This is a genomic window from Aureibaculum sp. 2308TA14-22 (assembly GCF_040538665.1).
Lineage (GTDB): Bacteria > Bacteroidota > Bacteroidia > Flavobacteriales > Flavobacteriaceae > Aureibaculum.
Map to the genome: position 1 here is coordinate 1,227,648 of NZ_JBEWXT010000001.1, position 11,169 is coordinate 1,238,816.

Annotated in this window: 12 protein-coding genes and 1 tRNA gene; 10 read left to right on the plus strand and 3 right to left on the minus strand. The window is 33.0% G+C overall.

Annotated elements, in window-relative coordinates:
- Window positions 1-106: 106 nt before the first annotated feature.
- From U5A88_RS05350 to U5A88_RS05380, 7 genes are all read left to right on the plus strand, one after another.
- The gene (locus tag U5A88_RS05350; protein ID WP_354204441.1) at window positions 107-1,630 is read left to right on the plus strand and encodes a sulfatase-like hydrolase/transferase; all 1,524 of its coding nucleotides are present in this window, start codon (window positions 107-109) and stop codon (window positions 1,628-1,630) included.
- A gap of 41 nt (window positions 1,631-1,671) precedes the next feature.
- Window positions 1,672-3,603 carry a tetratricopeptide repeat-containing sensor histidine kinase gene (locus U5A88_RS05355; protein WP_354204442.1) on the plus strand — a complete coding sequence of 644 codons (1,932 nt, stop codon included), beginning with the start codon at window positions 1,672-1,674 and terminating at the stop codon, window positions 3,601-3,603.
- Entirely contained in the window at window positions 3,581-4,234 is a 654-nt protein-coding gene (locus tag U5A88_RS05360; protein WP_354204444.1) for a response regulator transcription factor, read from the plus strand. Before U5A88_RS05355 ends, U5A88_RS05360 begins: the two co-directional genes overlap by 23 nt.
- A gap of 22 nt (window positions 4,235-4,256) precedes the next feature.
- A complete protein-coding gene (locus U5A88_RS05365; protein ID WP_354204445.1) occupies window positions 4,257-5,000 on the plus strand; it encodes a hypothetical protein in 744 nt (247 codons plus the stop codon).
- Window positions 5,001-5,234: 234 nt separating this feature from the next.
- Window positions 5,235-5,654, plus strand: coding sequence for a hypothetical protein (locus tag U5A88_RS05370; protein ID WP_354204447.1), 420 nt, complete (start codon window positions 5,235-5,237; stop codon window positions 5,652-5,654).
- A 36-nt stretch (window positions 5,655-5,690) separates the two neighbouring features.
- Window positions 5,691-6,299 (plus strand): SIMPL domain-containing protein, encoded by a 609-nt coding sequence (locus U5A88_RS05375; protein WP_354204449.1) that lies wholly within the window; start codon window positions 5,691-5,693, stop codon window positions 6,297-6,299.
- A gap of 139 nt (window positions 6,300-6,438) precedes the next feature.
- Entirely contained in the window at window positions 6,439-6,981 is a 543-nt protein-coding gene (locus U5A88_RS05380) for an SIMPL domain-containing protein (protein WP_354204451.1), read from the plus strand.
- 10 nt (window positions 6,982-6,991) lie between these two features.
- Here the strand turns inward: U5A88_RS05380 and U5A88_RS05385 are convergent, their stop codons facing one another.
- The gene (locus tag U5A88_RS05385) at window positions 6,992-7,801 is read right to left on the minus strand and encodes an aminotransferase class IV (protein ID WP_354204453.1); all 810 of its coding nucleotides are present in this window, start codon (window positions 7,799-7,801) and stop codon (window positions 6,992-6,994) included.
- A gap of 66 nt (window positions 7,802-7,867) precedes the next feature.
- Complete coding sequence (locus U5A88_RS05390; RefSeq protein ID WP_354204455.1) at window positions 7,868-8,254, minus strand: START-like domain-containing protein; 387 nt, start codon at window positions 8,252-8,254, stop codon at window positions 7,868-7,870.
- A gap of 130 nt (window positions 8,255-8,384) precedes the next feature.
- On the opposite strand from U5A88_RS05390, the gene U5A88_RS05395 reads away from it, so the two are divergent.
- Window positions 8,385-8,458 (plus strand) — tRNA-Met (locus U5A88_RS05395).
- A 29-nt stretch (window positions 8,459-8,487) separates the two neighbouring features.
- Here the strand turns inward: U5A88_RS05395 and U5A88_RS05400 are convergent.
- A complete protein-coding gene (locus tag U5A88_RS05400) occupies window positions 8,488-9,648 on the minus strand; it encodes a THUMP domain-containing class I SAM-dependent RNA methyltransferase (RefSeq protein ID WP_354204457.1) in 1,161 nt (386 codons plus the stop codon).
- Between the two features lie 90 nt (window positions 9,649-9,738).
- Between U5A88_RS05400 and U5A88_RS05405 the strand changes: the two genes are divergently transcribed.
- Window positions 9,739-10,470, plus strand: a complete 732-nt coding sequence (locus U5A88_RS05405) for a class I SAM-dependent methyltransferase (RefSeq protein ID WP_354204459.1) — start codon at window positions 9,739-9,741, stop codon at window positions 10,468-10,470.
- Window positions 10,467-11,162: a ZIP family metal transporter gene (locus tag U5A88_RS05410; protein ID WP_354204461.1), complete on the plus strand. Its 696-nt coding sequence runs from the start codon at window positions 10,467-10,469 to the stop codon at window positions 11,160-11,162. Before U5A88_RS05405 ends, U5A88_RS05410 begins: the two co-directional genes overlap by 4 nt.
- The last annotated feature ends 7 nt before the right edge of the window (window positions 11,163-11,169 follow it).

The window sequence follows — 11,169 nt, forward strand, 5'->3', positions numbered from 1 at the left end:
GATAAACGACATAAATAAGCAACAATTTAAATTAATCTTCTTTTATAATTTTAGAATTGTCAATATTGAATTATATTTAACCTTTCATCAAAAAAATCAATCTGACATGTCCAAGTTTAGTGTACAAATAATATTTTTTTTAGTATTTATAATAAGTGTATTCTCTTGTAAGGAGAAAGAAAAAAAAGTAGAGCCTAAAAAACAACCCAACATTATAGTTATTTATGCCGATGATTTGGGTTTTGGCGATGTAAGTGCATACGGAAGTACGGTCTTAAAGACACCTAATATAGACCGAATTGCCAATGAAGGTATTAAGTTTATGAATGGTTACGCAGCTTCGCCAACGTGTACACCAAGCAGGTACGCTTTGTTATCCGGTAATTATCCGTTTAAAAAAACAGATGCTAGGGTTTTACGCGGTAATGCCCCTTTAATTTTTGATACAAGCAAACAAACCTTGCCCTCTATATTGAGGGACGCAGGATATACCACTGGCGTAGTTGGAAAATGGCATTTGGGGCTGGGCAACGAAAACATGGACTGGAACGGTGAAATCAAACCCGGACCTTTGGAAATCGGTTTTGATGAATCGTTTATTATGGCTTCAACTAATGATAGGGTGCCATCGGTGTATGTAAAAAATCATCGTATTGACGGATTGGATCCCAACGATCCAATAGAAGTGAGTTATACCAAAAATTTTGAAGGAGAACCTACAGGGAAAGAGAATCCGGAATTGTTGAAAATACATCCCAGTCATGGACACAACATGAGCATACATAATGGAATTTCACGTATCGGCTATATGCGTGGCGGTAAATCGGCATTATTTAAAGATGAAGAAATGTCAGATGATTTTTTAAGAGAATCTAAAGCCTTTATCGACAGAAATAAAGAAAATCCGTTCTTTTTATTTTACAGTTTGCATCAACCGCATGTGCCGCGAGTACCTCACCCTCGATTTGTTGGTAAAACAAGTTTAGGTCCACGAGGCGATGTAATCGTTGAAGCCGATTGGGCAGTGGGGCAACTGTTGGATTATTTGGACGAATTAAACCTTTCGGAAAACACCATTGTTATTTTTTCTAGTGATAACGGCCCTGTTTTGGACGATGGATATAAAACCGATGCTGTTGAAAAAAATGGAGACCATACTCCCGCAGGAAAACTAAGAGGAGGGAAATACAGCCTTTTTGATGCCGGAACCCATGTGCCGTTTATGGTCATGTGGAAAGGGACGGTAGCTCCAGGCGTTTCCAATGCTTTAGTCTCGCAAATGGATTTACCTGCTTCTTTTGCTGCCTTTACGGGACAAAAAAACACCACAGACGACAGTCAAAACGTAATTGATGCGTTGCTGGGCAAATCCGATAAAGGTCGTGAGAGCTTGATTTTAGGTAGAGCTAACGGCATTTCAATCCGCCAAAGCGATTGGATTTTGATTCCACCGCATAAAGGACCGAAAAACACAGGAAAATTTACAAATATTGAAACAGGTAGAGATACTATTTATCAATTATATAATGTAAAAGAAGATATTGGACAGCAAAACAATATTGCTGAAAAGCATCCTGAAAAAGTAAAGGAGTTAATAGAGTTAATAGAGAAAATTAAAGGAGAGAAATAAAAGTGTTTTTGAGTCTATACACTTGTAAATAAATGGAATTAATGCATAAACTAAAAATAGATATAATAAAATTTATTTTCTTGTTTTTGAGCATTTTATCTTGGTCTCAAAAGGATGATGACGAAAAAAAATGGTACACTGCGTTTGCTCAAACTTTTGATAGGGCACCTGATTCGCTGTACCAACAGTTGAAAGCAGCTCAAGAACTCAGTGATAAAGCTTTTTTTATTGAGGCCATTGCCAATGTTCATATAGCATTGGGCAATACGGATTCCATCAATTATTATGGCAACTATTTAGAAAACGAAGCCACAAACCATCAAAAGGATGGATTGGTCGATAATCTGTACCTATCCAAAGCATATACTATTTTAGGTAAAGGAAAAATGTTACAAGGCTTGTATGATGAGGCGATGAAGTATTATTTACAGGGTTTGGATATTACTAAAATCACCCAAAGTCCTTATTTATATTTTACACATTCTTTGGGCTTAGCTTCAGTTTATGTACAAAATGAAGAATTTGACAAAGCTGAACCGTTATTGGATAATGCGATTGAAAACAGTACAAATACCTATTTTACAGGGTTGGCAAAAAAATATTACGGAGATATTTATTATGTAAAAAGAGACGGTACCAATAGCGAATCCTATTACGATAGTGCTTTGGTCGATTTGGAAAAAGCACCAGATAAAAAACTGGCCCTGCAAATAAAACTGAATTTGGGTACAATGGATGCAGCAAGAGACAAAATAGAATCGGCATTAAAACTATTTGAGGAGGTTAAGAACATTGCTAATAACAATAAATATTACGATCTTTATATTGAAGCCGTGCTGCGGATAGGTGATGTTTACAAGCGACTTAAAAATTTTCAAGCTGCTCAAATGATATTGTCCACTGCTCATATAAATGCAGTAGGGTGGGATAGAATGGAGTTAGAAAAAAAAGTAATTCAAAGTCTTGTGGAATTATACCGAGACCAGGAAGATTATAAGAATGCCTATGCGTTAATGACGCAATATGTAGGTGTGTCAAATCGAATTATACGAGAGCAAAAAAGTAAGGAAATAAAAGAATTGGAAATTCAATATCAGACCTTACAAAAGGAAAAAGAAATCAGTACTTTACGTGAAGAACAATTGCTAAAAGAAAGTGAAATCGAAAAACAAAAGACCATCAAATATGCTTTTCTGATCGGTTTTTTAATATTGTTGATTCCCATAACCGCTCTATTGATTGTGTATTACCAAAAATTACAGGCCCAAAGCCAACTCAATGCCCAACAAGAAGAACTCAACAAGCAAAAAGTAGGTTCATTGATAAGAGAGCAAGAGTTAAAGTTGGTTAAAGCATCCGTTGAGGCACAGAATGAAGAACGTACCCGGATTGCAAGGGAATTGCACGATAGTATTGGCGGCAATCTGGCCGCTATTAAATTGCAAATGAGCAACTTAAACGGTAAAGAAAATTCTAAAAACGCCATAGTTACCCAATTGGACGAGACCTATCAACAAGTCCGTGAAATATCGCATAACCTGATTCCCAGTAAATTCAGCCAAAATGCTTTTACTACTTTAATAAGTGATTATATTGATAAAGTAGATAAATCAACAGAGCAAGACATTGTTTTTATGCCGTATCCCGAAGAAAAAATTAATGCCTTGGAAGAAAACATACAAGTCGAGGTTTTTAATATCATTCAAGAACTGTTGACCAATACCTTGAAGTATGCTAAGGCAAAAAATGTAGAAATTCATTTGAACCTACATAATAATTCCTTACAATTGTTGTTTGAAGATAACGGTGTTGGGTTTGACCAGAACAAAACTCCAACGGGCATAGGCTTACAAAATATAAAAAGTCGTTTAGATAAACTAAATGCCCAGTTAAATATAGATTCATCAATTAACCGTGGTACAGCGGTTACCATAGAAATACCTTTAGCACATGGCACTATCAAGAACGTATAAATTAATAGTAGCGGACGACCATAAAATGTTTTTGGACGGACTGCTGAGCATTATTGGCAAGGAATCCGATTTTGAAATCGCAATGACCGCTGATAGCGGACAGAACGTCATTAAATATTTGGACAATAGCGGCGGTAAGGATATAGATTTGGTCATTACTGACATTAATATGCCTGATGTATCAGGTATTGAGCTAAACCAGCACATCAAGGATAACTTTCCGCATATAAGAACGCTAGTTGTAAGTATGCGGCACGATTCCAAGACCATACATACCCTTACCGATGCCAATGTTGACGGTTACGTACCCAAAAATGCGGACCAAAGCGAATTGATTAAAGCTATTGAGACCATTTTAAAAGGTGAGAAATACTTTTCTGAGAGCATTAAAAAGGCTTATATGGAAAGTATGTTCAATAAAGAAAAAGATGTGATTACCACATTGACGACCAGAGAAAAGGAAGTTTTAAAACTTATAGCCGAAGAGCATACTACCCAAGAAATTGCTGATAAACTCTTTTTAAGCAAACATACTATTGAAGGTTATCGAAAAAACCTGATTTCCAAATTGGAAGTCCGCAACCTTGCAGGACTGACGAAGTATGCCATACAGTTAGGGTTGGTGGATTAAATTTTAAATAAATTTCATATTGATGCTCTGGAAGAAAAAAAACAAATTACCTATTACGGAAAATGATAAAATTTGGGTTGATGAAGACCTAGATTGGTTACGCTACGAAATAGGGAAAGAAAACTTTATGGAAATTCTTACGGTTACACCTACAAAAGAGTTTTATGAAAGAGAATTTGATGGATCAGAAATAGATGCAGAATTCATTTTAAATCGAACGATGGAATTGATGAACATTAATGATGTAGAAATAAAGCTTGATTTTTTTTCAGATGGCGTAGTTGAAATGGAGGATGGAACAACCTTAATTTCGCCCGCTGACATTCATGGTAAATGGAAAAGTACTGCAGGAACATATGAAATGAAGGATAATGAAATTGTAATTTCATTAGAAAGGCAACAATTAAAAGACCCGATATCTTTAATAGCTACAATTTCTCATGAATTATCTCATCAAATTCTATTGGGAGAAAATCGTATTGAAGAAAATGATGAATATTTGACCGACCTAACCGCAATAAATTACGGTTTTGGGATTTTTATTGGTAATTCGAGATTTAAATTTTCCCAATATTTATCAAACAGCGAATTTGGATGGCAATCAAGTACTCAAGGATATTTACCTGAACAAATAATCGCTTATGCAATGGCTTGGTTATCAATTGAAAGAAATGAGGGTATAAATTATTCTAAGTTTTTAAAACCATCTTTAAAGAAATATTTCGAGCAAAGTTATAAATATTTAACAACTCAATTGGACAAATAGAATAATTATAATCGTTGTCTATGGGTAGAAATAATCTTAAAAACTTTCTCAGATTTTTTACTTTGTAGAGTCTTAGCAAACTAGGCAATCCTACTTACAGTGCAAATATTATAGTCCCTTTATTAACTTCCCCCAATTTACAGGGGTGTCATTTTACCCTTAACTAGTGTTTTACACCTTGCCTTTCTGACGCACTTTTGTAATCAAATTAATAACCATTAAAAATTTATTATTATGATTTACGGAATTTCATTAGTATTGTTGAGTATCATAGCAGTACCTTCATTAATCTTATCAAAAAAGCCAAATGCGGCTGAATTATTAGCAAAAGTGGAACCCTATCAAGGTTGGATAGGCCTTGTATTTTGTTTCTGGGGTATTTGGGGAATTATCTCTGCCTTTTTAAATATGGACTGGTTAACCTCAGCACCAATTTGGTGGATAACCTTATTAGCAGGTAGTGTTGTGGAAGCGGGACTTGGTTTTATGCTAGGTTATGGGCAAATCAACAAACTATTTTTAGGTAATAATCCTAAAGCACAAGAAAAAGCAGCAATGATTCGTGAGAAAATTGCACCAAAACAAGGAAAATTAGGCGTATTAGGCCTTATTGTCGGAGCATGGATGATCGTGGCGTCATTTATGTTTTTATAAAATAAATTCAATAATAACATTAAAATCTACATGAAAATGAGAAAATTAATTATTGCAGTTTTAATACTGATAGCAGCAAACACTTTTGCACAAGAAAACACAAGTACAAAAAACACCATAAGTGTTAGTAGTAACGTAAAGTTTAAAAAAGAAGTAAAGGCTTACAGAGTCAAATTGGTTATGGGCTTAGACCAAATGGGTTACGGAAATAATGAATGCAATACCTTAGATGAGCTAAAAGAAAAATACTTTGCTAAGCTCAAAGAAAAAGGAATTGATCCAACCAAATTGGAAGAACAAAAAATTGAATACTTAAGCATGTACTATCAAAGAGAAGGTACGGTATATTATTACGAAGCAAGTACCGAAGAAGAAGTGCAAAAGGTGTTGAGTGCTAGAGTCAATGGCATAACTAACAATGGGCTGGAGTACAAAATGGAACTAGAGGATACCATTTATGACAGTTTAATTGAAAAAGCCATTGAACAAGCCAAAGACAAAGCGGAAAGAATTGCTAAGAAAGCAAATAGAAAAGTTGGGAAAATTGCTATGATTTCTGATAATTCTTATGGTAACGATGGTTGGGCATACTACTCACCAAAGGATGAATATATAAGAATAAATGTTGTGTTTGAACTATTATAAAATTAAAGTAGGTTAGTTGATGTAACCCAATCTTTAAAATGTAATGTTTTTCAGATTGGGTTTTTTGATTCAATCATACTTTTAAAGTAAAATCTGCGTTTATTTTTAAGTTATTATCTGAAACACAACCCAAATTTATATGATGGATAAAACAATTGAAGTAAGCGGATCTGTTAAGTTAGAGCGAAAAATTGTTAAGTATAGAGCTAAAATAAGTATAGAGGTAAACCAAAATCCTTATGGTGATGAGGAGGTTTCAGATTTGTCTGAGATTAAGAATCAATATTATTTGGCACTGGTAGAAAACGGTGTAGATGTAAATAAGTTTGAAGAAGATACTTTTGAATTTAGAACCTATAATTATCAGGCTGAAGGAACTATGTTAAAATATGAATGTACTTCGCAAAAAGAAATTTCGCAATTGCTAGATATAAAAGTGCCAGGTATTTATGTTAACCTATTAGAGTGTAAATATGTTATTGATGATAAGCTCTATGATGAAATGACTGAAGCTGCTTTAGTTGATGCTAAAATGAGGGCGAATAATATTGCATCAAAAATTAATAGAAAAGTAGGGCCGATAATATCTTTAACGGACAATAGAATATTAAATAATTATTGGACAACTTTTAATCCTTATGACGAATTTTTTGAATTAAAAGTAGTTTTTGAAATGCAGTAATAATCTACAATTAGATGTCCATTTTGCGTCTTAAATAATCAGAAACCTCAGTAGTATATTTTTTCTTTCTGTATTTAGTTACTGGCTGAATACCAACAATAGCATTAGTTAAAAATACTTCATCCGTTTTTTGAAGTTCAAAAGGAGAGATTTCCCTTTCTTCTAAGTTTAATTCTTCATCCTTTGCAATAAATTCAATCAATTTTTTCCTGAACACACCTTTAAGACAACCTTCTGAAAGGGGAGGGGTGCTGATAGTTTTGCCCTTTACTAAAAAAATATTGGCATTTAAGGTTTCTACCACGTGCTTCTTTTCATTTAATAAAATACAATTGTCCAACCCGTTTTCATCGGCAAAAATACTGCCCACAACGTTAAGGATTTTATTATTGGTCTTTAAGGTTGACAACGTGCCGGAATAAACATAATAATCTTTAAAAAGATCAACTTCATATTCTTTTTTTAGCGTAACGGATAATGCTTTTGCCTCGACTAAAAAATGGATATTGTTGGTACTTGGCAAGTATAATCCACCATCTTTTCTATTTACCGTAAAACGAACTCTGGCATCCGTAAAATTGTTAGCAGAAGTTGTCTTTAAAATTTCCTGTTGAAAAAATTCCAAGGTAAAATCCATAGGAATATTCATACGTAACATTCGCATAGATGCCATTAACCTAAAATAATGATCTTCTAAAAAAATTATTGTATTGCCTTTTACTTTTAAAGTTTCAAACAACCCGTCACCATACTTAAACGCCCTGTTATTGATACTTAAGGTAGGTGGGTTCTTAGAAATGTTGCCGTTATAATTTACCATTGTATTTATAAAAAAAGCCTCGAAAAATCAAGGCTCACTATTGTTTATCACATTAGAATTAGTTTGCTATGCCCCAATAGTATGTTTTAACTCAGAGATTTGATTTTCCCAAAACATTTTGCCTTCTTCAACTTCGTCTTCATCATCTGCAAAATCCGTTACTATTAAAGATACATCTGATGTTAAGGCATCGACTACTATTTTAAATTCAAAAAAAGTACTTTCTTCCTCATCAGTTAACCATTTGTATTTGATACGTTCATTAGTTTTATATGATAATCTTTTGGCTTGTTCTTCTGATCCATCCCAAATAAAAGTATAAACATCGCTTCTTGAGTTTACATTATCGGCAAACCATTCGCTTAATCCATCAGGAGTAGATAAATATTGATATAAAAATGCAGGCGAAGAGTGCATTATAAACTCTATACTATATTTTACTTTGTCTGCCATGGGTTCTTTTTTTCTTGGCTGAGCAATATATATATTATCTCAATTAAAAAAAACTTTTTTTGATAAAAATAATGTAAAAGAAGTATTGCGACTGATAAATTTGTTTTTATATTTGCAACCTTAAAAATTTGGCGAGGTAGCTCAGTTGGTTAGAGCGTCGGATTCATAACCCGGAGGTCGGCAGTTCAATTCTGCTCCTCGCTACAAAAAAACCAAGATTTTTCTTGGTTTTTTTATTTCATATATTTTCCTTTTTTACTGCCTTCGTACATTTCATACTTCACCAATCTACATTCTAATTTTCCGTTATATACTTTTATTCTTTTTGAAGTTCTAAGTCCAACATTTTTTAAGCCATTTTCAAAATCGGAAGTAATTAACCAAGCATTTGTCCCCGGATAACCGCGTTTTAAAGTGTTGCCAATTTCTTTATAAAAAACGGGAACATCAATTTCCAATCGCTCTCCATAAGGCGGATTGAATAAGATAATGGTTTTTCCTTCTAACTGTTTTTCAGTTCTAAAGAAATTTTCTTGCTCAGCAGTAATAAACTCAGCTAAATTAGCATTTTCAATATTGTCTTTAGCTTTATAAATGGCAGATGGAGCTTTGTCATATCCAATAATTTCTGAAGTAGAATTTCTAATTTTTTTTAGCAGAGAATTCTTAATAGTGTCAAACAAATTTTCATCAAAATCGCTCCATTTTTCAAAGCTAAATTCACGCCTATTAATGTTAGCGGGTATGTTATTGGCAATCATTGCAGCCTCGATTAAAATTGTACCACTACCGCACATAGGGTCTATGAAATGTTGTGTGCCATCATAACCGGTCATTAAGACCAACCCCGCTGCCAACACTTCATTAATTGGAGCAATATTTGTAGCACTTCTATACCCTCTTTTATGTAAAGAATCACCCGAACTGTCAAAAGAAACGGTACAGTCCCTATTTTGTATGTGGATGTTTATTTGTAAATCTGGATGGTCTAAATCTATATTTGGCCGTTTACCAACTTTATCTCTAAAATAATCTACAATGGCATCTTTAGTTTTAAGAGAGACATAATGTGAATTTGTAAAATTTTCGGCATTTGCAACGGCATCAACAGCAAATGTTTCGTTTACATCAATGTAATTATCCCATTTGATAGTTTGTATTTGTTTATACAAATCATCTTCATTATTAACTTTAAATTTTCGTATTGGTTTTAAAATTCTAACTGCTGTTCTTAATGCTAAATTGGCTTTGTACATAAAACCTTTATCGCCTACAAAAGTTACATTTCTTACTCCAATTTTGATGTCCATTGCACCTAAATTTCTCAACTCTTTAGCTAAGACTTCTTCAAAACCGTACAAGGTTTTTGCTAACATTTTAAAATTCTGATCCATTACTATCAATTTGTGAAGCAAAAATACACTTATTATCGACAGTGAGTAAAATTTGATTTAGTACTTTTGTGTGCATTTTTAGAAATTAAAATGAGTAATAAAGAACAAGAATGGTTTAAAGATTGGTTTGATACAAAATACTATCATATTTTATATCAAGATAGAAATGACGATGAAGCTCAAGTCTTTATGAAGTATTTGACTTCTTTTTTGCAACTAAAAAAACATAGTAAAATATTAGATCTGCCCTGCGGTAGGGGCAGACATTCGGTTTTTTTGAATCAATTGGGCTATGATGTTATTGGTGCTGATCTTTCGGGAAACAGTATTGCTTTTGCCAAACAGTTTGAAAACGAATCGTTGCACTTTGAAGTGCATGATATGCGTGACCCTTTTGAAACTAAATTTGATGCCATTTTTAATTTGTTTACAAGTTTTGGTTATTTTGATGATGATCAAACTAATGTTCAAGTATTACAAAATTTAAAAAATGGTTTAAACAAAGGTGGGGTATTAGTAATAGACTTTATGAATGTAAACCATGTAAAGAATTTTATCGTAACTAAGGAAACAATTTCTCGAAATAATATTGATTTTAATATCAAGAGAAAAGTTGAAAATAATACCATTATTAAAGAGATTCGATTTTTTGCGGATAGTAGAGAGCATTATTACACTGAAAATATTAAGTTTTTACCTTTAGATACATTAAAAAGTTATTTTAACGCAGTTGGCTTAAAATTAAAATATACTTTTGGGTCTTATTTACTAGAAGATTTTGATATTGAAAGTTCTAGTAGATTAATACTGATTTTAGAATGAGTTTTGTTGCCTTAATTTTATCCGTTTTAGTTGGTGTATTGGTTGTAGTTGTAATAAAACCAACTACAAAAGTTATTCAACTTTTTTTGTCGTTTAGCGGTGCATATTTGTTGTCTATTACGGTTTTACACTTATTACCTGAAGTTTTTGAAACACACCAAAAAAACATTGGAGTTTATATCCTTATAGGTATATTAATACAGACAATTCTTGAATACTTTTCAAAAGGAGCAGAGCATGGTCATATACATAGTCACTGTCATTCTCATATTAAGAATGTACCGTGGTTATTATTTTTAAGTTTATGTATTCACGCTTTTTTGGAAGGAATACCTTTAAACATGGCTCAAGATAATTTATTGTTATGGGCGATAGTTATTCATAAAATACCTGTAACTGTAGTACTTTTTGTCTTTTTATTACAATCTACGCTTTCAAAAAAATTAATTTACACATTTATACTCTTATTTGCCCTAATGAGCCCATTGGGGCTATTATTCAGTAATACTATCTCTGTTTTTGAAAATTATCATACTGAAATAACAGGAATCATTATTGGTGTGTTCTTACATATTTCTACTGCAATTTTGTTTGAAAGTTCTCAAAATCACCAATTTAATATTAGAAAATTTATTGCTGTATTGTTGGGGTTTGCAATTGCTTTTGTTGGAACTCAGATGGGTGGGCATTGAGTCAGTC

Excerpts from the sequence above, each read along its gene's own strand:
- U5A88_RS05410 (WP_354204461.1), top strand. The coding sequence starts at position 10,467 with ATGAGTTTTGTTGCCTTAATTTTATCCGTTTTAGTTGGTGTATTGGTT.
- U5A88_RS05370 (WP_354204447.1), top strand. The coding sequence starts at position 5,235 with ATGATTTACGGAATTTCATTAGTATTGTTGAGTATCATAGCAGTACCT.
- U5A88_RS05405 (WP_354204459.1), top strand. The coding sequence starts at position 9,739 with ATGAGTAATAAAGAACAAGAATGGTTTAAAGATTGGTTTGATACAAAA.
- U5A88_RS05390 (WP_354204455.1), bottom strand. The coding sequence starts at position 8,254 with ATGGCAGACAAAGTAAAATATAGTATAGAGTTTATAATGCACTCTTCG.
- U5A88_RS05385 (WP_354204453.1), bottom strand. The coding sequence starts at position 7,801 with ATGGTAAATTATAACGGCAACATTTCTAAGAACCCACCTACCTTAAGT.
- U5A88_RS05400 (WP_354204457.1), bottom strand. The coding sequence starts at position 9,648 with ATGGATCAGAATTTTAAAATGTTAGCAAAAACCTTGTACGGTTTTGAA.
- U5A88_RS05365 (WP_354204445.1), top strand. The coding sequence starts at position 4,257 with ATGCTCTGGAAGAAAAAAAACAAATTACCTATTACGGAAAATGATAAA.
- U5A88_RS05360 (WP_354204444.1), top strand. The coding sequence starts at position 3,581 with ATGGCACTATCAAGAACGTATAAATTAATAGTAGCGGACGACCATAAA.
- U5A88_RS05380 (WP_354204451.1), top strand. The coding sequence starts at position 6,439 with ATGATGGATAAAACAATTGAAGTAAGCGGATCTGTTAAGTTAGAGCGA.
- U5A88_RS05375 (WP_354204449.1), top strand. The coding sequence starts at position 5,691 with ATGAGAAAATTAATTATTGCAGTTTTAATACTGATAGCAGCAAACACT.
- U5A88_RS05350 (WP_354204441.1), top strand. The coding sequence starts at position 107 with ATGTCCAAGTTTAGTGTACAAATAATATTTTTTTTAGTATTTATAATA.
- U5A88_RS05355 (WP_354204442.1), top strand. The coding sequence starts at position 1,672 with ATGCATAAACTAAAAATAGATATAATAAAATTTATTTTCTTGTTTTTG.